Raw genomic sequence first — 23953 nt, forward strand, 5'->3', positions numbered from 1 at the left:
AGTCTATGGACAGAATGCCTGTTCATTATCTGAAATATTATTCAACTTTGACAATCGAAAAATGCTGGTTGAACTCTTCAGAAATAATGTACAGCAGGTAAGAACCGGGGTTAAGTTTTCCAAGAATGAGCGTCGTTGTGTTTTCATTCGCGGCAGGCGCCACAACCTCAGAGTACACATTACGACCGCTCATATCTGAAATAGTTATGAATGCCGGCGATTTCAGATGGCTATTGAATTTCACAAACAGATTTTCCCTGAACGGATTTGGCGAAATACTAATAATTGTCTGTTCATTTTCGAAGCAGCCAACAGCGGTCGGTTCAAACGTTTTCGAATTCCCGTTGTAATCAACCTGCACAAGTCTGTAATATGAAATTCCGGGCAGAGGGGACCTATCAAACCATTTGTAATCCTTTTGCGCAGCGCTGTTTCCTGCGCCTTTCAGTGTGTCAATGCCGGTCCAGTGGCGGGCATCGTTTGAACGTTGAATAATAAAGAAATCGTTGTTTGTTTCGGAGGCTGTTGTCCAGTTTAATTCAATTTCTGTTCCGGTACACTGAGCGTTGAAATCCACTAATTCTACCGGAAGTGGATTTGAAAACCCGTTTTTTGCGCCAATGGTTACCGGACTATAGGATGAGAAACCGGTTCCGGTGATATGACCGGTACCTCCACCGTCGTCAACAGCTGTTCCTTGCATGGCCGACCAAGCCAGATGACCTCTACAATCTTCGTAATGTGCAACACTCAGTTCCGAAAGATTATTTATACCACTTCGATTTGCATCTTTCCAGTAAAGTGTAAGATCGGGGAAGTTTGTTCCCATATTGCGTATTAACTCCCAGTATTCAACACCGCTGGCGTGGTCAAGGCCATAACACATATCAGAAGGTTCCCAGTTGGCCGGCGACGATTTATAAAAATATTCCGCTGTAAATGCATCGGATACATTGCTGCCCGGATCGCTCATTTCAATGGGTGCCCAAATAAAAGCTGTTCCCTGAATGTCGCCTGTTGGAAACATAAAGGCATCATCGCCCACTTTTTGAACGGGTCCGTCAACAAAGCTCGTTGCAGACATTCCGGATGCTGTTGCCCCATCATTGAATACCAGGGGAAAAATATTATTTGAGCGCAGCGCACCTGAGATAAATGAAACAGAAGCGTTAATATACGCCGCTGATCCCAGTTCAACAATATTTCTGTCGCCCGTATTTACCTGTAGCAATTGAAGAATATTGCCGGCGGTCGGTATTTCGGGACCTGTTGTAACCGGATTTCGGTATACAATATTGACTTTATTATTAAATGACGGAGCCTCGTCAAAGGAGCCCAAATACCTTGTAATTGTAGCATTTTCAGCCAGACTGATACCTGAAGCGTCACTAATTTCACCAAGTTTAAGAATGAGAGAATCAGAAATTTGAGGAGCACCGATAATGCTAAGTCCGCTGCTATTATTTACTTCAAGATTCGAAAAATGAGAATTTCCGGAAATTGATTGCGCCGCACTTCCGGCGAACGCCACAGTTCCGGCACCCGGATTGAAGGTTCCATTATCGTCCCAGTTCCCGTATACAGTGAGATTATTGGTTCCTGAAATATCAAGTGTACCACTATTAATTGTAATATTCCGGCAAACCGCTCCAGTAGAATTTATAAGTGGATGAAACGGGCTCCCAACCTGCAAAATTTGAATATCGGTGGTTACTGAAGGGACGTTCCCACTCAGGCACCAATTAGCGGAATTGAACCAATCGGAATTGCTGCTGCCCTGCCATGCGCCCGTGGGAGAAACGGCAATAAAATCGCTGGTTACAGCAGCAGCATCCCCACAATTATTGCTTGCTATCAGACTGTACCGACCTGATTTTGCAGGAAGTAACGAAGCAATTGTAGGGTTTTGGCTTGATGAGGCGAATCCATCCGGGCCGGTCCAGTTCCAGGCTATCTTGCTCCAAACGGTTCCGTTGGTTGCATTGCCCGAAAAATCAATATTGCTGCCGGCACACAGAGCAGTTCCCGAGGTACCAACGGTAACAGCCGATGGCAGAGTTCCACTGCCGACATTCCCGGCATTTAGAATTAATGAATAGGGTGTTGAGACACCGTCGACAATGTCGCTCCATCCGACAGGAAACACCAAACCGGCTGATGCACTTCGTTTGTATTTAAACCTAAGATTCAGCAAAGTACCTGCTGTAACTGCAGGATAAGATGCACCGCTCGTCCAACTATACCAGATTGAAGGAGGAAAATCATCGTCGCCCGGCCAATAAAAAATATTAGGTGATGGAAAAGATGCATGGACATCTGAAATATCCAGGAACTCAAGAACACTGGTGTCAGACACTTCGAGCATGAGTGAAATAGCCGAAACATTGGGCTGGTTCAATCCCGAGAAGGAAAGCGGAATTGAAATCGTATCACCGGGGCATGCAGTGGCGGAGCCAACTGTAAGTGTGCATTCTGAGGGCTGAGAAAAGGCATTGTAAAAGTTGAATGCTGCTATAAACACAGCAATTGCAAATTTCAATCGATTATGGCTGTTGCCATTTGGTTTCTGAATTCTCATGCGTATTTTTTTTTATTTATTAATACTTGTAATGTGAAGTATATTCCATTGAAGCATCATTCAATGCAGTTGGCGCCCACAGTGGTTGATTGTGGTGTTGCAGAATTAAATAAACGGGATAACTACTCAGAAAAGCGCGGCGCCTCTGCAGTATTGTAAATTCGTCGAATAATCGGGAATTACCCGTAATACAGGCTTTCATAACACTGATGAATTAAAAGGCAAGGTTTTTCAGTCAAATACCTTAAATAATTCACTCAGCCGGGTGTATCAGTCACCCACATTCGATTGATTGCGGCAACAGAAAATGTCCTGATAAGAAGAAATTCTGACAGGGTTCCAATCCTAATTGTGCAAAAATACAATTTATTTTATAAAATGTGATGGATTACAATATTTTTAATGTAGTTGATATTTAAACACTAATCATATTTATTCAAGTTAGTTTTCGCGAAATAAATCAAAGGAAATTCATTCCGGAAAAAATAAAGAAGTTCGGCGAGCTGCATAAATCATATTACATTTACAGCATTAAACGAAGGTTTCGGATTATCAATTTTAAGAACCTCAATATCTGAAGCACTTATTTGAATTATAATACAAGCGTTCATGTCAGAAAAAAAAGGAGTGTTATACCTGTTGCCTGCACCGCTCGACCCTGAATTCAGCTATGCCGTACTTCCGCAGCAAAGCCTTGATATTATTGCAGGACTTGACGAATTTATCGCAGAGGAAGAAAAAACTGCCCGGCGTTTTTTAAAAAAGTTAGACCGGAACCGGGATATTGACAAAGTGGTCTTTCATATATACAACGAACATTCAAACGCAAGTGAAATCCCGGGTATGTTAGCTTCTGTTTTGAATGGCAAGAATATAGGAATTCTTTCAGAGGCGGGGCTTCCATGCATTGCCGACCCGGGTGCTGCAGTGGTAGCTTGTGCACATGCACTATTTATAAAAGTTGTTCCGTTGAGCGGACCTTCATCCATAATACTTGCATTGATCAGTGCAGGCTTCAACGGTCAGAATTTTTCATTTAACGGTTATCTTCCGATTGATAGGCCGGTGCGTGAAAAAAGAATTCGTGAGCTGGAAGCACTTGCGCTTACGCGAAAGCAGACGCAGATTTTTATGGAAACGCCCTACAGGAATAACCAGATGCTGGAATCTATTCTGAAAATCTGTAAAAGTGAGACGATGTTATGTATTGCAGCCTGCATCAGCATGCCGAATGAATTTATACGAACCATGAGTATTGCCGATTGGCGACTGTCGGTTCCCGACCTGAACAAAAAGCCCTGCGTGTTTGTGATTGGAAAGAGTCGGGAGTCGTGAGTCGGGAGTCGTGAGTCAAGAGAGAAAAGTTAAAGTTTCTGGAGGAAGATTACTTTGTCGTCGCCATCGTCATAGAAATCTTTAAGATTGGCAGCTTCAATATAACCGCATATCAGATACAGCGTTCGTGTCGGGATGTATTTGTCGGTGGATGAAGTATCGAGCCATAATTTTTTCCCGCCAAGTTTGCGGCAACCGTCTTCGGTAAAACGAATCAGTTTTTTGCCAATTCCTTTTCCGCGAAATTCATTCAGAACTGCCATCCAGTAGAAGTCGAAGCTGTCTTTGGTGCATGGAGTGGGTCCGTAACAGGCATAAGCAATGGTTTTCCCGTTAAGGTCTGCAAAAATAAAATGGTATCCGCTTTGAACACCTTTACTGAGACGTTCTTCCACAAGCTCCACTGCAACATCGATTTCATAATCATGAAAAAAGCCTGTTGACTCTGTTATCTCGCGCACAGCATCAGGATCGGCTGGCAGCACAGTATCACGAAAGGTAATATCAAGTTCAGTCATGGCAGTCAAAATTTATTTCAACATAATTTAGAAAACATTCATATCGTCGATAATGCGGCTTATGACCTCAGCGCCGGACAGACCTGCCCGGCTTGCCGCGGCAACAAAACCACTGTCGGGCGAAATGCATGGGTTGGCATTGATTTCAAGCACATAGGGTTTTCCGGCGGCATCAATTCTAAAGTCGACACGCACGTAGCCTTTCAGATTAAAAGCATTCCAGCAGTCGCCGCAGATTTTTCTCAATTCGGCCAGCAGGGGTTCGTCGGCCGGTGTAAAATCAAAACTTCTGTTGGAATGATGATATTCGTATGATGACTCGTCCCATTTGGAGCGGTATCCTACAATCTTCAGCATTTCGTCCGTATATCCGTCGAAGCGGATTTCTGCCTGCGGAAGTACGTTAAAACCATCTTTTCTGCCCAGCATAGAAATATTAAATTCGCGACCGTCAATAAATTCTTCTGCAAAGCACAGTTCGCCGCGGTTTTTGCGAAGCAATAATTCCGCTGCTATTTCATCGACGGAGGTGAGTAATTTCATGGTATGCTCATCAAGACCCACAGAGGCATGTTCCCAAAGGGATTTGATGATATAGCGTGTACCATCGTTTTTCGGCAGGTTGTGTATTTGACCGGGAGCAATAAAGCGTGGTGTAGGAATACCGGCAAATGCCATCAGCTTTTTTGAGACAATTTTATTGGAAGTAAGATAAATCGCTTCGGCCGGGCTGCCGGTATAATTCACCCTGAGGACGTCAAAAATGTCGGGTGCAAGATGCACCAGGCGACCTGTACCACCGGCTGTTTCAACGAGATTCACTACGAAATCAGGCTGCATTTCTTTCACCAGCGAAATGCTATCATTCATATTGAATGTGAATGGCATTACGACGGGATAATAACCCAACAACACGAGTTCTTTCCTGAAAAATTCGGCTTCGTCGAGCACGTCCAGCTCATCGGCCGGAGCGTCGGGCGGGATTTCGCTGTGAAAAATGATTACCTTATTATTCATTACAACGAGGGTTGAAAAAATGAAGGCATATAATGATAACTAAGAACTAAAAATTAAAATGAAGGGTTGCACTATTGTGTAAAGCCAATTGCGAAATGTTGTAAAACCTAAAGAAACAGACACATCGACCATTAATCGAATCAGCTAATTACCTGATAAACCTGAACATATTGCCCCACCTGATTTTGCCGTTGAAGAGTTCTTTATTCTGGTCTAAACTCAGCCATACAAAAACAGCTTTGCCCACGATATGATCTTCGGGTACAAATCCCCAAAAACGCGAGTCGGCACTGTTGTGTCTGTTATCGCCCATCATCCAGTAATAGCCCATTTTAAACGTATATTTATCGGTAGGTCTTCCGTTAATAATAATTTTGTCGCCTTCCACTTTCAGGTCATTGCCTTCATAAATGCGTATGATGCGGTCGTAGAGTAAAATATTCTTTTTGTTAAGGGAGATAGTAACGCCTTTTTCGGGCAAATAGATGGGTCCGAAGTTATCTTCATTCCAGGGATACACAGAGTCGAAGGGGAAAATATAAGGTGCCCACTGCCCTTTCGGGCTTACAAATTTTTCGACTTTGGCAACGTTCATTTGCTGACCGATAAGAGCAGCGGCAGCATCGGTGAGGGTAACCAGAAACTTGTTTGCATCCACCTGATAAATTTCTTCGGTGATATCATACGTTTGGATAAAACGTGCAGAAATGCGGCTGCTGTCTTTGGTTGTAACAATATACTTGTATTCCTTTTTCCCGACATTGGGCAACTCTTTCCCATTGATATATACAATCTGATTTTTGATTTGAAGGCTGTCGCCCGGAATTCCGATACATCTTTTGATATAGTTTTCTCTTTTATCAACGGGACGCGCAATAATATCGCCATAAACACGCTTGTTGCGCCATACTTCGCTATGTCCGTTTTCGCGGACCAGCGCATAATAGCTACGATTCTGAACGTTGAGAGCCACAGTATCGCCGTCGGGATAATTGAATACCACCACGTCGTTATTTTTGACATTCTGAAATCCAGGGAAGCGGTAATAAGGCAGTTTGATCCATTCGAGATAAGAGCGTGTATCTTTGGTAAGCGGCATAGTATGGTGTGCAAACGGGAATGACAGCGGGGTCATGGGAACGCGGGGACCGTAATTTACTTTACTCACGAACAGGTAATCGCCCACAAGCAGTGTTTTTTCCATTGAAGATGTAGGAATGGTGTAAGCTTCGATAAAAAAAGTACGGATTATGGTGGCGGCAATTACCGCGAAAATAATGGCATCGGCCCATTCGCGTACAGCCGATTTTTTTATTGGTTTTCTTTTAACGGGATCGAGATAAGGCATTTTGTCAATGAAGCCGAGCCATGGCAGATAGAAGAATGGAAACATCACGGCAAGTGCATGAGCGCCCAATCCGAATTTATTGAAGCATTTCACAACTTCCACAATCATGAGCAGAATCGTGAACACATTGATAAAGGGAATGATGATGAAAATAAACCACCACATTGGTTTTTTGATAATGCGAAGCCAGATATAAAAATTGAAAAATGGAATGAGTACATACCAGCCCTTCTGACCGGATTTCTCAAATACTTTCCATAAACCGGCAATAAACAGTGCCGTGAAAATTAGTGTGATAATTGCGTATGCGCTCATAGTGGTTACTTTAATAATATAGAATTGCCTGCATTTTAACCGAACATAAAACGTTCGTTTTTGGAAATAATTGCAAACGTAGTAAAAAACAGACAGATTTCAGGCTTCCGTGGTCAAAAATTCGAGTTTGGCCAGGACACGAACCGGACAAATTGCCGGAAAGCGACATCAAAAATTACAATATTGCATTTAAAACTGCTGTCGTCGGCATTTCAGGCGATTCATTACCATTTGAGGGATAGCATGAAATGCTGACATGATAACAATTAGTAAAAAAAATGCCGCTGTTTTTCCAAATGTTTATATTTTTGCAATGCTTGAACATAAAAAAGAAAAACATGAATAAGAAAGTTTTCACCTCACGCTTTTGGTTAGTACTCACAATTATTGCAACCGGTGCAGCAATGCGCCTTGTGCCCCACTGGCCTAATTTCACTCCTATTGCTGCTATTGCTTTATTTGGCGGCGCCTATATGACACGTAAACATCTTGCTTTTATTATTCCGATAGCAGCCATGCTGTTAAGCGATTTATTCCTTGGCTTTCACTCAACAATGATTGCCGTTTATATTGGTTTTGCTATTACCGTATCGTTAGGACTGTTGATTGCCCGGAAGCCTAAAGCGCTGAATATTGTTGCTGCATCATTTGCGTCAACTGTTATATTTTTCCTCATTACCAATTTTGGTTCATGGCTCAGCGACCCGATGTACGCTAAAGATTTTACCGGTCTGATGCAATCGTATGTTGCAGGTCTGGCATTTTTCAACGACGGCGCTCAGGGCATTTCATTCTTTGTGAACAGTCTGGTGGGCGATTTGTTCTACAACACTGTGTTCTTTGGTGTTTTCTACCTTGCGAAACTCAGGTTTCCTGTTCTGGCGAAAGCATAATAACATATTCTTACGAAAAAAAGCTGTCTCGTAAAGAGACAGCTTTTTTTGTTTACACTCCAGCTTTTTGCAGTAATTGATTATTCGTGCAAGGCGTATTTCAGATAATCGAGCATGATGGGAATATCATCGGGGTCGATGCCATTGCGCAGCAGGTATTCGGTATCATCTTCAAAGGCTTTCAGGAATGATTCACGGCTGTTATCCGTTTCCCGGATGCTGTTCACATACATGTTGATGGCCTCTTCCTTACTGCCGCTGCACCATTTCAGATGGCCGATATTCATAAAATCATAGCGATTGGGTGTTTCGTTTTCGGCCAGGCGATTGTAGTAGCTTTCTGCTTCGGCGAATTTTCCATTCACAAACAGACACCAAGCAATCGGTCGGAGTACTTTGCTGTTGCCGGGCGATTGCAATTCGACTTTATAATAATAGTTAAGGGCCGATTTGAAATCTTTCATATGCAGAAAGCAATTGGCGATACTGATTTGCAGATTTATGTTGGAAGGTTCAGCCATTTCGGCTTCACGATAGTACTCGAGCGCTTTTTTGAAATTTCCGGTACGCGTGTAGCAGTAAGCAATTTTTTTCGTGAGCCAGGTACGTCCTGATTCGAAAAGCTCCGATTTCAGATAGAATTCCAGTGCTTTGGTGTAATCGTCATTTTTTTGGTGGCAATAGCCTGTTTTCTGAAACAGTTCTGCATCGGCTCTTCCATCGGCGGCAAGCAAGGTAAATACTTCAAGAGCTTCATCAAAATGATTATTCTCGAAATAGAAGTTCCCGGATTTTTGCAGCATATCATCAGGATTCACCAGTTGTTTGAAGAACCATTTATTATGGAAATCAAACATATTATCAAAGAGGTCATCAAATTCGGAATGCAGCGGATGCAGTTTAAAAAAGCGGTACATATCCTGAATATACTGAGTAAAAACGCTATAATGTTTCAAAGACTTATTCAGAATTTCGTCTTCGCTGCCGACTTCATTCATGCTTTCGAGTTCTGCATTGAACATGGTCAGCAGCATTTCTTTTTGATTTTCGGGAAGCGCTTCAACGTTCAGACAAAATGAGTACTTGTCGGAATTGCAGATATACGTAGATGAGGCAAGTGCTTCAGTAAAAACGCTGCTGAACTTTTCATCTTCGGCTCGCAGTGCACGGGCGACTTCGGGATGGTTTCCGAAGAATGGCAAAAACCAGTTGTGAATCTCGTTGAAAAACGGGAAATGCTTCAGCATGGCAAAGGTTGTCATGAAAACATCGGTACCTTCAAGCTGGAGTCGCGAGAGCTCTTCCAGTTTACCCATCAACTCGGGCGAATCTTCCAGAAACGATTGCCAGTCGGGATTTTTATCGGTTGCTTCCTGATCGGAAATAATGTTGTTGAGATCGAGTTTATCTTCGAGTTTAGATTGCAGTTTGAGAATGTCAGGCATAATTTCTTCGCGCAGACGTTTTGATATTTTCTCGGTATCTCTGGCGCGTGTCAATTGCTTTGTAACCGTTAAAAAGTCTTCGGCCATCAGACTGTTGTCGCTGTATGTTTTCAATCGCGCGGCAACGGCCGGATACAATGAAAGCCGGTTATCATAGAGATACATTGAAACGATGGCGCCCAGCAAGGCGCGTTCACTCACCTGCATAATTTCCGTATCATAAATATCTAGTAAAAGCTGCAGTTTGGCTTCATCAAAACAATGCATCAGCCCCATGGTAATACCGCTCACCACAACAGATTTATTGTACCACGGACACTCCGGTTCGTTTATCAGCGCCATAATGCTGCTGCAATCGGGACCGGTAAATTTATCTTTCAGCCAAAGGTTTCTGAAAAGTTCTTCCAACACCAGACTTTCATGCACATCAGGATCGTCGGTTGCAACAGGAATATCGCCGAGCAAATCACTTACTTCAGCATTTGACTGGTGATGGTCAAGTAATTCAGGAATCAGCTTTTGCAGACGTTCGGGGAGGCGGATTACATTTTTTTTGAAACGGTAAATCTGAATTCCCGACTGCTCCAGCAGTGTTTCCTTCACTTCGTCGGTAAGCATAAGTACTGATTTAAGCAAATGCTGATAAACGCGTGCCCTTTGCGGATCATTAATTCCACGAACCGTGTACAGTAAAATATTTTTGTAAGTTTCATTGAATTCGGTGAGCCGGTCGCGGTATTCTCCTAAAGAGGCCTGCCGAACCAGCGTTTCAAGCAATTCGAGGGCTTCTTTCAGATTTTTAGACGTTGCCAGTGTGCAAATGCGTTTGTGTGCGGAAACTATTTCATTTCGTGTTATCATGGCTGAATAAGAAATTATATAACTATCGGATTTGAACTATCAAAAATAGTGCATGAAATAAAATGGCTGAGAATTTCGATTTTGAAGCACCAAATACTACTTAAATACTTGAAATATTTGATATTTTGGGTCAAACCCTGTCAAAATGTCATTAAACAGCGATGCCATTTTGGAAAAATCCGATTTCACTAAATTAATATCGTTTATTTTGCATTTGACACTGTAATTGATGTTATATTTGTTATGAAAATCATATTCTTAGATGGAGAATAAATCCGATAAAGCACCTTCTGAATCTGTAGCTGAACTCAAACAACGCATTGCCCAACTTGAGGACACAAATAGAGAATTGACAGCTAAGCTGGCTGGTGACTTGCCGAACGATTTTCAGATTGACAACCCTATTTATAAGCGTATTGTTGACGAAAGCCTTATTGGGGTTTATATTACTGATTTACCCGGTAAGATATTATTTGCAAATAACGCTCTGGTAAAAATGCTGGGGTATGAGCATCCTGAGGAATTGCAATCGTTGACGGCTTCCACCATGTATCATAATCCGGAGGCCCGGAAAGCCATGATTGAAACGATACAGGAAGCCGGCAGCATTAAAAATTTTGATGTTGATTTGGTGCGGCGCGATGGCTGTATTTTAAACGCTTCTTTTTCATCATTCATTGATGGAGAGCGAATGTGGGGAATGGTTCTCGACCTGACCGCTCACAAAAAAGCCGACCATAAATTACACCTGAACGAGCTGCGCCTTGAGGCCATGCTGGAGCTCTCGCGAATCAAGGATGCACCTCTGAACAAAGTCACTGATTATGTCCTCGAAAAAGCAGTAGAAGTAACGGGCAGCACCATCGGGTATCTGGCATTTACCAATGAAGAGGAAACTTTTTTAACGATGTATTCATGGTCAAAAACGGCCATGGAAGAATGCCGCATCAGCGACAAACCTATTATTTACCCTGTAAACGCAACAGGATTGTGGGGCGAAGCTGTCAGACAGCGAAAACCGATTATCACCAATAATTACGCCGCGCCGAGTCCTTTAAAAAAGGGATATCCGGAAGGTCATGTGCCGGTGGTGAATCACATGAACATCCCGATATTTGACGGAAATCATATCGTGATGCTTATTGGCGTCGGCAACAAACCCGGTGATTATGATGAAACGGATATCCGGCAACTGACCTTGCTCATGAATGAGCTGTGGCGGATTATGAAAATGCAGGAACAGGAAAGTTTGATGGCACAATCGGAGGTGTTGTTCAATTCTACGATTAACTCCATTACCGACTGGATTCATATTGTTGACATGAAGCTGGAATTCCTTTACATGAATAAGGCGTTGCGCGATTTTTCAAAGAAATTGAATCTGGCTCAGGACATTGAAGGCAGAAACATCAGAGAGGTTTTCACATTTCTTTCTGATGAAGTTATGAATGGCTACAGGCAGGTTCTGGAAACCGGAAAATTGATCATTACATCGGAAACTACCAACATTGCCGGTAATGAAATTGCCACCGAAACCTATAAATGGCCTGTGCTGGATGAAGCGGGTAAGGTGATTCGAATTGTGACTATAATGCGTGATGTCACCGCAAAGAAAAAAGTTGAGCACACCTTGCGTTTAAGTGAAGAAAAATACCGTTCACTTTTCACGGAAATGATGAGCGCTTTTGCCTTGCACGAGATTGTTTTTAATTCAGACGGCGACCCGGTTGATTATATTTTTCTAGAAGTGAACCCTGCATTTGAGCAGCTCACGGGATTGAAAAGTGCCGACATCATTGGTAAAAGAGCAAAAACAGTAATGCCAGACCTAGAACCGTTCTGGCTTGAGAATTATTCGAAAGTGGCCATTGCCGGAGAACATATTCAGTTTGAGAGTTACACGGCAAGTCTTAAAAAATATTTTGATGTCCGCGCTTATAACGCAGGCAAAAACCGCTTTGCGGTAGTATTCCATGATATTACAGAACGTAAAGTTACAGAAGAAGCCCTTAAAGAAAGTGAAGAACGTTACCGCACCGTAGTTGAAAACACAGGCGAAGGTGTGAGTATTGTGGATGATAAGGAATGTATCTTTTTTGCAAACAGCGCGGCCGAAAATATTTTCGGCGTGAAGCCCCGCGAACTCCTTGGCAAATCCTTATCGGAATATACAAATAAGGGCGCTTTTGAAGTTGTGCTTGGGCAGACAGCCATTCGCAAAATGGGTATCAGCAGCAGCTATGAGCATGAAATAATGCGCAAGGACGGCAGTGCGCGCACCCTGATTGTAACCGCCACGCCCCGTTTTAATAAAGACAATGAATATATAGGCACATTCAGCGTTTTCCGCGATATTACAGAGCGAAAACTTTTTGAAAAAGAACTTATTGCCGCACGGGATAAAGCGGAGCAGGCCGACAAACTGAAATCGGCATTTCTGGCGAATATGAGTCATGAAATTCGTACGCCGCTTAACGGTATTTTAGGATTCACTTCTATCCTGAAAATGGATCAGACGATTACTGACAAAAACAGGTCGTATCTTGATATTATTGATGAAAGCGGAAACCAGTTACTTAAACTCATCAATGATATCATCGATATTTCAAAAATTGAAGCCGGACAATTGCAGATTGTGGACAAAGAATTTCCGCTTAATTATCTGCTTGCCGAACTTTACAATTTCTTTGAAAGCTATATTGACACGAATAAAAAAAACAAGCTGGAACTAAAGCTGCACGCCGGTTTGCCCGATACAAAAAGTTTTATTATTTCAGATGAATACCGGCTGCGTCAGGTCCTGACCAATCTGATAGGCAATGCCATTAAATTCACCAATACCGGAACCGTAGAGTTTGGCTATAAGGTACGTGATGACCATATGCTTGAGTTTTTTGTAACAGATACAGGACTGGGAATTGCGGCCGAACAAATTGATGTTATTTTTGAACGGTTCAGACAGGGAGACGAAGGCATTGGCCGCAAATACGGAGGCACGGGATTAGGACTTGCCATCACCCGCGAACTGGTTGAGCTGATGGGCGGCACCATATGGTTTAATTCTTCACCGAGCAAAGGATCTGCTTTTTATTTTACGATTCATCTGCAAACCAGCGGACAAGAAAAAACACTTGAAAAAGGGCCTTCCAGTACACCGGATGCATTTGACTGGACGGGAAAAACTATACTTATTGCTGAAGATGTTGACGCGAGCTTCCTGTTCCTGAGCATACTTTTAAAAAAGACGAACATTACAATTTTGCATGCGCGCGACGGCAAGGAAGTCATGGATATTATGCATAAGAACTCACAGGTAGACCTGCTTTTGCTCGACATTCAGCTTCCGATTTTTAATGGATATGAAGTTGCCCGGCAATTACGGAAAGTGCTTCCTGATTTGCCCATCATCGCACAAACAGCCAATGCTTTTGAAGAAGATAAGGGTAAGTGCATTGATGCCGGTTGCAATAACTACCTTGCCAAACCTATCAAGAAAGACGCCTTGCGTGCCATGATTTCACAGTATATTCAGTGAATAGTGAATAGTTGACCATCCCTGAATAGCGTTGACCGATTTTACCAAGTTTAGTTGATGATTGATAATTGAACTTATCCCGTCAGGGAAATGATATTTCTAGAAACAGAGATAACACACAAACCCGGCGGCGCAAGCAGTGAAGTTATTCGGAGAACAATTATAATTTGCGGTGCAATGCAATGAATTTATTCTTCCGGTTTTTTTTGCTCATCAAGGGTTGCAATTACGGCGCTTGTTTTTTCTTTGGTACTTTTGTCTAGTCACAAAAGTACCCAAAAGGACATGGCAAAACTATGCTTCCGCCCGCTCTGCGATATTTCTGAATTCCTGACAATGCGAGTAAACTTCATTGTCGGAATTCTACGAAATATCACATTCATGCCCGCGCCTGCCCCGCAGTTTTGCCGGGCCAACGCTCTTTAAAAAAGTAACGTATTAAAAACTAAGAGTACCTGTCCGCCTTTGGCGGAAACAGTCGTGAGTCGTGAGTCAAGAGTCAACAAAAAATCTTTGCGTCTTCGCATGAGTTTTATCTGATTTGTCAATTTTTCACCTCGCAACGGGAAAATTACTCCGATTAGCAACATATTTTCTGCTCATGACACGAACAGAACGACTCGCTCCAACATATTTTCGACTTGTCATTGTTCACTTTTTCCGCCAAAGGCGGACAGGCATTTTCACTGTTCACTGTTCACTATCATCCGGTAACCCTGACCCTTATTCCTTCGGTATGAGATGAATATTCGGGAGCGTACATGCACTGAATGCTGGTAATACCATTAGAGAAATCGCCCTTTTGTGCAACGCGCAACGGATATTCAAACACATAAGTTCCTTTAGGAAGCCACGAAATAAAGAAGTTCGTTGCGAGGTCGCCGGTTGATTCGTAATAGCCCAATCCGCCCTGATATTTATAGCGAGAAATCACGTTGACCGGTTCAAAACCCGATGCACGCATATCCTTCATATGGACGTATTCCATGTCGCGGTCAACGCGAATTTCGATCCGCACTTTAATTTTATCGCCCAGTTTGAGTTTGATTTGTTCGGTTATTGGTTCAATTACCGGACCGTATGCCGAAGGCCGTTCCACAAATAATTTCTTCTCGAGGTTAAGCGGAGTAGCAGAAGGGGTAATTTTATCGAGCTGCTCAAAGTACTGCCAGTACAGGGCACCCCAGCACACACCATCATCTTTCTTCGAAATCTTGATATTACCCATCAGCGGAGTGATGTCAGCGCCCCACCAGGCTGTTTTAAAATATCCGGTTCCGGCTTCCACTTTTACATCGGGCATTTTTTTCGGATCAACAATCATGTTACCAATCATAATCTCCACATCAGGTTCTTTAGCGAGCCAGTCGGTACCACGCAGAAGCAGCGCATAGCAAGCTTCGGCAGTAGCTTTGGTGGTTTTCCAGTTTTGGGTTTGCTTTTGTTTAAGCAACCATACTTTGAGTTCTTCTACGGTTTTCTGATCGTTGGCAACTTCATCAAAACACTCGATAAGCAATGCCTGAGTTTCTATCGGTGCCTGATACCAGTACCAGCCTTCATCCATATCTTTCCAGTACATGCCCATTTCTTCAGAATAAATGGCATTTTCTTTCAGTGATTTGGTAATATCGGAAGCTGCAGCTTTATCATCAAGCCGGTTCAGCGCGAGTGCAATCATACCCTGCAGGTAATGATTATTCTGTAACCAATATTTGTGTGCCTGACCTTTATAATAATTGAATGCTTTCTGGTTTTTATTCTCAACATTAATACTGCCAATAAAATAGGAACGTGCATACAAGTACTGAATTTGCAGAGCATACAGGTGATTCAGTTCCATTTCATCCGGATAATATTTAAGCAGATATTCATAATCTTCGCGGATGCGATCGTCGAGATAAAGCACACCACGGCGGCACATTTTCCAGACTTTTTGATTGTCCTTCACATCCCTGACGCCCAATTTATCAAGATGCCCCATACCCGTAATAATATATTGTGTGATGTACCTGTCGTCGGGCATTCCCGGAAACCATGGCCATCCGCCATTTGAGACCTGCATTTTTTCAAGTTTTGAAAGCGCCGTTTCCAGCTCATTCGACATGCGGTTCATATCGAACAATATACCCACGTTTCTCTTATTCTGCGACTCGTCTTTGGCATCGAGCACCCATGGAGTTTCCTGCAACAGCGCGGACTTCAACTCCTGATTTTTTTCCAGATTTGATAACAGCGCATCAGGGGTTGTATTTTTCCAGCTTTCGAAAACGGACTTAATGCGCGGGTGTGAGTTTGCAATGTAAGATGCAATGGCGTTTGCATAGAACCGGCTGTAGAGCTGCTCGGCGCATTCGTAAGGATATTCAATAAGGTATGGAAGCGCCTGAACGGCATACCATGCAGGATTCGAGGTAAACTCGAATGTTAGTTTATGATTTTTCAATGTGCTGCTACCGCCCGAATTCGCGAGTTTTGAAAAAATAAATTCTTTGATTTGCTTACCGCGAACAGGAAGCGGAAATGTTTCGGTAACGAGCATACGATTGGTAACCACCGGTATGGCCATTTCTTCACCATCGCTGTGATTTCCAGCCTTAGCCACCACTTTATAAATAACAGCTTCGAGTCCTTCGGGGATAACAATATCCCACTCAACGGCTTTACTCTGACCTCGGGGAATGTCGAACTGTACCGTTGGCTTCAGGTTGCCCATCTGCACATCGAGCGGTTTCATTGTGAGCGCATCAAACAGCATCAATTGAGCTTCACCGCAAATAACTTCTTCAGATAAATTTGTGACTTTTGAAGCAAACGTAATTTTGTCGCCTTCGCGGAAGAAGCGCGGCGGATTGGGTACTACCATCAGGTTTTTCTGTGTGATGATTTCTTTTTCGATATAACCGGTTTGCAAATCCTTTGTATGCGCAATTCCTCTGAATTTCCAGCGCGTAAGTGCATCAGGAATTGTAAATGAAATAATAATCTCGCCGTTGGCATCGGTTTCCAGATGCGGATAGAAAAAAGCCGTTTCGTTGAAATTTGTTCTTGTTTTCACACCTTCGCCGGCTCCGCCACCGGAACCTTCGCCGGTACGGGAATTTGTACCGGCTTCTCTGCGGTCAATATTACCGGGAGTCTCATCGGGTTTACCGCCGCTTGCACCGCCCATAGGAAGATCTTCAAAATTTCGTTCTTTCTTCTGCCCCTCCTTTTCCTCAGCCTTGGCGGTAGCACGGGCACCACGAACCACTGTTTGCGCCACAGCGACTTCACCATCTATTACATAATTATCAAGATCTTTGCTGTCGTCGAGGTAACCGTTGTAACTGTAGTAATCATACCGGTAGCCGTAATTTTCAAAGCCAAACCAGTTAAGCGCATCGTAATAATGGTACAATAAATAGTTGTAATCGTAATAGCAATAATTATAGGTTGACTGCGAGGTAGAAAAAGCGTGATATGCTTCCCATGAGCGAGACATATAATAATGCTTCCACAAATCAAATGGCCACGCCGAAGTTTTGAATGCATCGAGGGAAGCATCGTACATAGAGGCAAGCATTTCTGCCATTACCTTCTCCCCTTTGCTGCCGTTGATTTTCAATTTCCATTCTTCCTTCTGCCCCGGCAATAACTTGTTACGGAAAGTTTCAAATACTATATCCAATTGTTTGTTTGTATAAGGTACTTCAATCAGCACATCATGGTTATACACACGATTTTGTCTGATAAAAGTGAAATGTACCGCAAAATTGCCGCGCATATCTTCGGTAATGGGAATGTCAATTTTCTTCATTTCATTTTTCAGCGTAATCCATTTGCGTTCGGTAATCTTGTCTTTATGTTCAATTTCATAAAGCACTTTTACAGCCGTATCTTTTGTTCCTATCAGGAAAGACGCAGTTTCGCCCGGTTCACCTTTTGCTTTCAGCACCGTAAACCAGTCAAATTCATTCACCGGAATGTTTTTGGAATCTTTTGAAAACACCGTGAAATACGTGAACCATTCTACAGCTGCACCGTATTTATCTTTAGATTTTACTTCAAGTACATATTGACCTTCTGCCCAGTCAGCAATATTTTCAAGCGACAGCAGCGAATCCTTTTTCGTATCAAAATTCAGGTCAAGAACTCTTTCTGCCTTTTCGCGCTTCGCCATGTTATCTTCATTTTCATACACGTCAAGCGGAAAATCCTTCATGTAATCTTGACGATTTATAACATACTGATCGGGTTTAGACCAGGCACGTTTTCTCAGCAAGCGTGAAGGTTCTTTAATCCTATATACAGAAATATTGCCCGAGGCATATTCATATATGCCACTGCGGTTGGTGGTATTGATAACAAATTTGTCTTTATTGCTTTTTTCAATTTCTGAGGGAAGGTTCACATTTACCATGAGCGCTTTATAACCTGCGCTGAAGCTGATACTACCCGAGCGGGTTTCACCATTAAGGTCGGTAACGTCGGCGTATATATTATATGTAAAGGTTGGGTCAGAAGCTTTCGTTACAGCGAGGTCAGGAAGTGCCTTGAAGTTGATGGTGAATTCTCCCGTTTCGCTGGTGGTTGTTGAACCATTTGCAATTTCCATTTGAGGTGAGTTCGGGTAGTAGCCGTACCAGCGCCACCACCAGTACTCGAATGAAGCTGTGCGCACAATGCGGTATTTCACATTCGCATTGTCAATGTTGGAACCGGCATAAGATATTGCATTGCCTTTAATCGTAATGTTATCGTTCAAACGGTAGCTACCTTTTACCGGATCAATTTTCACTTCGAATTTCGGGCGTTTATATTCCTCCACAGAGAAATACACATTTCCGTAGTCGTTTCGTATGCTCATTTGTCCGTTAAGCACACCCGACGGAGCTACAAACGAACCGTCGAATGTACCGTATTCATTAGCAGTAAGCTCAAGACTGGATACTATTTGAGAATTCACATCATAGAGTGTAACTGTTGTTTTTGCCCCCGGCTTAATTCTTGAATTTTCGCCGTCGGTTTCCATGAAAATGCCTTTAAAATAAATAGTTTGACCGGGTCTGTAGATGGCACGATCAGTAAAGAAAATTGTTTTGTTCTTGTATTCTATGGGAACCTGATACGGCTTGTACTGGTAATAATAATCTGTATGAAGCACATCGTTTCCCTTCTCCAGTTCAATGAAGAAATTGTCGTAGTTGTCTTCTATAGCGGGAACTATAAAACGCCCGTCAGCATCCGAATTGTAATAAGCGCCCCGACGGTATTCATAATCGCGTGTTACGTAACTATAATGTTCGCGATACACCTGGGCACCGACGTTTTTCAAAGGCTCACCTGTAACGCGGTTAAATACCACAAATTCAATTTCGCCATCGCTGAGCGTACGGTTCGTGTATGCCAGATTAGAAATCCAAACGTTAAAGTAAGAGACTGTACCTTTTACACAATCAAAATTCCCGTCGGGCGAAAGCAAAAGCGTATAGAAACCCGGTTCAAGTTCAGGCATTCTGAACTCCGCCGAATGCGGGTGGTGATCGCCATCGTCAGGCACATTTACGACCCATTGTTTTTGTACACGTAGCTTTGCAAGTTGATCCATCAGCTCCTGTCCGTAGTATTTTCGTGTTATTTTCTTAAACCATTCAGGATTTGTTTTGCACACACGCATGCTAACCTGATTCGTATTTTTATAGGTCACCAATGCCCTGAACGGTTTATTGGGCACATTGGTTTGTTCAGCCAGGGCATTCACTGATTGCAGCATTATCTGTTTTTGCAGATACACACAATTTTTAGAGCCAAAAGCATCCGGAAAACGTTTAATGGCTCCATCACAAATGGCATACGCTTTTTTGAAATACCATTTTGTCTCCTCATTAATTCCGGCGCTAAAGCTGCTGGCTTTTCCTGAATAATAGCTTGCAATATCAAATGTAATTTCAGTTGATGCCGGATTCGCAATGAATGCAGCTTCATCAGAATACAATGCTTTTACATAAAGGCTGTCTTTATCTTCGAGTACCGATTGTGCATGCACAAATCTCAATCGCTTAAGTTCAGCATCTATCAATGCCTGCGGATTAGAGTCATTGCTATGAAATTTCAACAGATCCTGCAGAATAGCCAGCGCATAATATTTCAGTGAGTATTTATCTTCACTTACAATTTTCTCATCAACAAAAGTGCTGTAAGGAGCAAGCAATTCGGGGTTATTCATTTCAAATCTATTCACTGGGGCAGTGAGTCCCGACTCTGTATTCATGAAAAAATCGACAGCCCGGTGTGCCAGAAAATCATACAGCGTGGGTCTGAAGTTTTTCGATTCGCTTTGCGTAGTAAGAATATTATCGTAGATAGAAAGAGGTGTTTTTTTAAGTGAGTCGGCATCAGTAAGTGAAGCCATATAATGTTTGATGACCTGATCTACAATTTTCCGCAAATCCCAGGTACGTACGTCTTCCTGCTTAAAATCGACCGTTTCTGTGCGGTTTAAAAATTTGTATCTGTTTGCCTGATAATATCTCCAGTATATTTCGGCCTGCACCGAGTGAAGTACCGGTTTTGCCGGATAAACAGACGTCTCAATCTCTTTGTCAAGGTCAGCGATTGTGTTCACATAATCTTCATCAGTAATGTACGATTCAAATTTGAGTCTGTGAATCACGGCTTTTACAATGTTGGGAGCATTGTTTTCAGTTTTTGCCTTGTCATAAATAAGAGCAACTACATCCAGTGCAGAGCGTGTCAAGCCTTTATTGCCGAGCGAATCGACTTTTTGCCAGAGTTGATCATAAGGGCTTTCCTTCCCCAGTTTCAATTGCTCGCAAATGGGTTTGGGCGGCTTTGACATAAAAATTCCTACCGAAAGAGCGGTAAGCGAAACAATCATAAGAACTGCAAGGATTTTTATTGCTCTCATAGAATGCATGATTTGAGGATTTGGCAACATAGAGGTTCAACAGAGTACAATTCCATAAAATGTAATGAAAAAAAATTACCCGGGGCAATAAGATGTCTTGAAATGCGCAATCAACGTTGCACTCCAACAAATATAACTGATTTTCGAAACATTCCAAATCGGAATGCAAATAGCTCTGCGGATATCTGTTTAAAAAAGCAAAGACCGACAAAATTAAACTTGCCGGCCTTTGAATGATGAACCAATTATAATCAGAACTTAGAATAGCGGTCGTTGATTCTGTCCCACAAACGCTGTGCTTGTTCTTTTGCAAAAGCAAGTATTTCGGCCTCGTTCACTGTCTGGATTTTTTTGTCGGCCACAATCATTTTACCATCGCTGATAACATGTTTTACATATTTGCTTTCCATCCCAAAATAAAAATGGCCAAGGAAATTATCGCCGTTGAACGGGGACGGACTGGGATAATCAAGCACAATGAGGTTGTTGTCGCCATCACCGGTAAAACCGTTTGATTCAACATAATTATGAACATTGCGGAGGCGGCGGTATGGTTCGTCAAATCCGAAGCTGTCATAATTTTTTCCGGCAAAGAACGTATTCTGAGCAGACCGCACCATATCGCTGTGCATGCCGTCAGTACCGAGCATCAGGTTTTTGCCCAGACCTTCAGAATTAAATTGTCCTACTTTATTATTCAGGTTGCTCTCGATATTCTGGACAACATAAACCGGAGATTTTTGAATGAGTTCGCGCTCAGCGGTGTCAAGATGGATGCAATGCCCGAGAATTGTTTTTGGAAAGCTAAGTGCCCCCGCTTCGTGCAGGCGATTTACAACGCGCTTACCATATTTCTCGATGCTGTAATCCTGATCATACTTATCTTCCGCAACGTGAACATGAATGCCGGAATTGAGTTTGGCGGCCAGATCAACAGCCAGCTTCAACGTTTCATCTTCAACGGTAAAAGCTGCATGGAGTCCCACAAGGCCCTGATTTTTCTGCATAAAATCGCCGGTTTCAGCCAGACCTTTGAGTGCGATATCATGACCATCGCGGTCAGTAACCTCATAACAGAGCAAATGTGAAACGCCCACTTTCTCAAAAGCAGTTGCAATAGTCTGCAACGAACCTTCAACGGCAAACGGTGATGCGTGATGGTCAATAACAAAAGTAACGCCGTTATATGCACATGAAAGTGCAGTAACCAAAGCGCTTGCTTCTATCATGTCGCGGTCAAGACATTTGTCGAGTGTCCACCATAGATACTCTAACACCTGATAGAAATTATTCATGGGTTTTGGAGAGGCCGGCATACCGCGCGACAGCGCCGAATAAACATGATGATGCCCACACGCCAGTGCTTTTGTGACGTACATGCCCCGGCAATCAACAACTTTTGTTCCTTCAGGAAGCACAAAATCTTTTTTACCTGACAGCAGTGTGATTTTTCCGCCCACTCCTTCTTCAACAAAAACGTCGGTTTCAACAAAATTCGAAGTTCGATAATCAATGAATGTAGCATTCTTAAGTAAGATACCCATAATTAGTTTTTTAATTTCTGATATTACGTTATTCCGTGAATAAATTTTCACCAAAAGTAAAAAATGCTGACCAAAATCAGCCGAAAAAACATTTCTATTTTTGCACAAAAACATTCAAATGAAACTAATTTTGTAGTGCTTGATAATAATAATTTCTGTATAAGCTGCAAAATAGGGTATTTCGGCTTTTGCATGAATTTTTATTGAGGCAAGAATTGCAAAAAAAATGTTGATAAATGTGTTAAAAAAAAGGCATTTATTTTAAGACGAGCCAATGATTAGTATTATATATTCGCATGATAAAAATATTTTTGCCAATAGATCGTTAGTTTAAGAATTTTTTATGCTGAGGAAAATAGTGAAAACCGATAAAATGACTTCAACAGGTATGATCATCCATGATGACATTGAGATCATCAGCGATGAGGAGCCTCCAAGTATCAATCCGGTACTTGCAAATTACTATACTCGCTTACCCGAAACGCGGAAAAGGACGGTATCCGGTCATTCCAGAGACACAATCAAAGCGTCTTCCAAATCGAATAATTTCCGCGAGCTGCATTTTCCGGAATCAACAGAAGATGATTGGCGGGACTGGCGATGGCAGATAAAAAACAGTTTCACATCCCTTTCAACACTACTCGAATTTCTTGACCTTTCTATTGAAGAAATAAACAAGTCGACCGCGAACGGCGATGCACTTCCTATACGCATTACACCTTATTACGCCAGTCTGCTGGATAGAAACGACAGTTTGCAACCACTGCGTAAATCAGTGATTCCGGTACTCGATGAATATACGGTCAACCCGGGCGAAGCATCCGACCCGCTTTGCGAAGAAGGCGACAGCCCTGTTCCGAATCTTGTACACCGCTATCCTGACAGGGCACTCTTTTTGGTTACAGGATTCTGCTCGACGTATTGCCGCTATTGCACACGTTCGCACATGGTGGCTAAAGATAAATGCCACTTCGGCGTTAAAAATCTTGAACCCGCATTCAAATATATCGAAGAGCATTCCGAAATACGTGATGTACTTCTTTCGGGCGGCGACCCGCTTACATTGAGCGACGACGACCTGTTGTATATCCTTACACGGCTCAAAAAAATCAAGCATGTGGAATTTATCCGGATTGGGACAAAAGTTCCTGCAGTGCTTCCTCAACGAATTACTTCCACGCTGATAAATATTCTCAAGAAATTTCATCCGCTCTGGCTCAGCATTCACTTTACACACCCCGATGAAATTACGCCCGAAGTTACTGAAGCTTGTGCCAGACTTGCTGATGCAGGTATTCCGCTTGGCAGTCAGACAGTATTGCTCCGCGGTATCAACGATAATGTGGACACGATGAAAAACCTGATGCACGCACTTCTGCGCATCCGGGTCAAACCGTATTATCTCTACCAGTGCGATCCTATTCTCGGCTCCGAACATTTCAGAACGACCATTGAAAAAGGACTTGAAATAATACGCGGATTGCGAGGATATACAAGTGGTTACGCTGTTCCTACCTATGTAATTGACGCTCCGGGTGGGGGTGGGAAAATTCCGCTCCTCCCTGAATATTATGTAGGAAGAGACGGCAACGATGTACTGCTGCGTAATTATACCGGAGATATCTTCCGATATCCCGATATTTCTTACTAATCA

General features: G+C 42.7%; 11 protein-coding genes. 4 read left to right on the forward strand and 7 right to left on the reverse strand.

Going from position 1 to position 23953, the window contains the following annotated elements:
• Positions 1-37 precede the first annotated feature (37 nt).
• Positions 38-2578, reverse strand: a complete 2541-nt coding sequence (locus WCM76_06195; GenBank protein ID MEI6765214.1) for a cohesin domain-containing protein — start codon at positions 2576-2578, stop codon at positions 38-40.
• Positions 2579-3187: 609 nt separating this feature from the next.
• On the opposite strand from WCM76_06195, the gene WCM76_06200 reads away from it, so the two are divergent.
• Complete coding sequence (locus WCM76_06200) at positions 3188-3913, forward strand: SAM-dependent methyltransferase (GenBank protein ID MEI6765215.1); 726 nt, start codon at positions 3188-3190, stop codon at positions 3911-3913.
• A gap of 29 nt (positions 3914-3942) precedes the next feature.
• On the opposite strand, the gene WCM76_06205 is transcribed toward WCM76_06200, so the two are convergent.
• The 3 genes from WCM76_06205 to lepB form a co-directional block, all read right to left on the reverse strand.
• On the reverse strand, positions 3943-4431 hold the full coding sequence (locus tag WCM76_06205) for a GNAT family N-acetyltransferase (protein MEI6765216.1): 489 nt from the start codon (positions 4429-4431) through the stop codon (positions 3943-3945).
• A 27-nt stretch (positions 4432-4458) separates the two neighbouring features.
• Positions 4459-5448 (reverse strand): ATP-grasp domain-containing protein, encoded by a 990-nt coding sequence (locus WCM76_06210; GenBank protein ID MEI6765217.1) that lies wholly within the window; start codon positions 5446-5448, stop codon positions 4459-4461.
• A 148-nt stretch (positions 5449-5596) separates the two neighbouring features.
• Positions 5597-7111: a signal peptidase I gene (gene lepB, locus WCM76_06215; GenBank protein MEI6765218.1), complete on the reverse strand. Its 1515-nt coding sequence runs from the start codon at positions 7109-7111 to the stop codon at positions 5597-5599.
• A 338-nt stretch (positions 7112-7449) separates the two neighbouring features.
• Between lepB and WCM76_06220 the strand changes: the two genes are divergently transcribed.
• Positions 7450-8004 carry a DUF6580 family putative transport protein gene (locus tag WCM76_06220; protein ID MEI6765219.1) on the forward strand — a complete coding sequence of 185 codons (555 nt, stop codon included), beginning with the start codon at positions 7450-7452 and terminating at the stop codon, positions 8002-8004.
• An 80-nt stretch (positions 8005-8084) separates the two neighbouring features.
• On the opposite strand, the gene WCM76_06225 is transcribed toward WCM76_06220, so the two are convergent.
• Positions 8085-10310, reverse strand: coding sequence for a tetratricopeptide repeat protein (locus WCM76_06225; protein ID MEI6765220.1), 2226 nt, complete (start codon positions 10308-10310; stop codon positions 8085-8087).
• A 262-nt stretch (positions 10311-10572) separates the two neighbouring features.
• On the opposite strand from WCM76_06225, the gene WCM76_06230 reads away from it, so the two are divergent.
• Positions 10573-13845, forward strand: coding sequence for a PAS domain S-box protein (locus tag WCM76_06230; protein ID MEI6765221.1), 3273 nt, complete (start codon positions 10573-10575; stop codon positions 13843-13845).
• Between the two features lie 703 nt (positions 13846-14548).
• Here WCM76_06230 and WCM76_06235 read toward each other — a convergent pair.
• Together WCM76_06235 and WCM76_06240 are read right to left on the reverse strand one after the other, a co-directional pair.
• Positions 14549-20755 carry an alpha-2-macroglobulin family protein gene (locus WCM76_06235; GenBank protein ID MEI6765222.1) on the reverse strand — a complete coding sequence of 2069 codons (6207 nt, stop codon included), beginning with the start codon at positions 20753-20755 and terminating at the stop codon, positions 14549-14551.
• Between the two features lie 251 nt (positions 20756-21006).
• Positions 21007-22299 carry an amidohydrolase family protein gene (locus WCM76_06240; protein MEI6765223.1) on the reverse strand — a complete coding sequence of 431 codons (1293 nt, stop codon included), beginning with the start codon at positions 22297-22299 and terminating at the stop codon, positions 21007-21009.
• Positions 22300-22642: 343 nt separating this feature from the next.
• Between WCM76_06240 and WCM76_06245 the strand changes: the two genes are divergently transcribed.
• Positions 22643-23950, forward strand: coding sequence for a KamA family radical SAM protein (locus WCM76_06245; GenBank protein ID MEI6765224.1), 1308 nt, complete (start codon positions 22643-22645; stop codon positions 23948-23950).
• The last annotated feature ends 3 nt before the right edge of the window (positions 23951-23953 follow it).

This window comes from Bacteroidota bacterium (assembly GCA_037133915.1).
In the GTDB taxonomy this organism is placed as follows: domain Bacteria; phylum Bacteroidota; class Bacteroidia; order Bacteroidales; family CAIWKO01; genus JBAXND01.

What these genes read in the sequence shown, in the direction of transcription:
- WCM76_06195 (MEI6765214.1), bottom strand. Translation starts at nt 2,578, where the DNA reads ATGAGAATTCAGAAACCAAATGGCAACAGCCATAATCGATTGAAATTT.
- WCM76_06200 (MEI6765215.1), top strand. Translation starts at nt 3,188, where the DNA reads ATGTCAGAAAAAAAAGGAGTGTTATACCTGTTGCCTGCACCGCTCGAC.
- WCM76_06205 (MEI6765216.1), bottom strand. Translation starts at nt 4,431, where the DNA reads ATGACTGAACTTGATATTACCTTTCGTGATACTGTGCTGCCAGCCGAT.
- WCM76_06210 (MEI6765217.1), bottom strand. Translation starts at nt 5,448, where the DNA reads ATGAATAATAAGGTAATCATTTTTCACAGCGAAATCCCGCCCGACGCT.
- lepB (MEI6765218.1), bottom strand. Translation starts at nt 7,111, where the DNA reads ATGAGCGCATACGCAATTATCACACTAATTTTCACGGCACTGTTTATT.
- WCM76_06220 (MEI6765219.1), top strand. Translation starts at nt 7,450, where the DNA reads ATGAATAAGAAAGTTTTCACCTCACGCTTTTGGTTAGTACTCACAATT.
- WCM76_06225 (MEI6765220.1), bottom strand. Translation starts at nt 10,310, where the DNA reads ATGATAACACGAAATGAAATAGTTTCCGCACACAAACGCATTTGCACA.
- WCM76_06230 (MEI6765221.1), top strand. Translation starts at nt 10,573, where the DNA reads ATGGAGAATAAATCCGATAAAGCACCTTCTGAATCTGTAGCTGAACTC.
- WCM76_06235 (MEI6765222.1), bottom strand. Translation starts at nt 20,755, where the DNA reads ATGAGAGCAATAAAAATCCTTGCAGTTCTTATGATTGTTTCGCTTACC.
- WCM76_06240 (MEI6765223.1), bottom strand. Translation starts at nt 22,299, where the DNA reads ATGGGTATCTTACTTAAGAATGCTACATTCATTGATTATCGAACTTCG.
- WCM76_06245 (MEI6765224.1), top strand. Translation starts at nt 22,643, where the DNA reads ATGCTGAGGAAAATAGTGAAAACCGATAAAATGACTTCAACAGGTATG.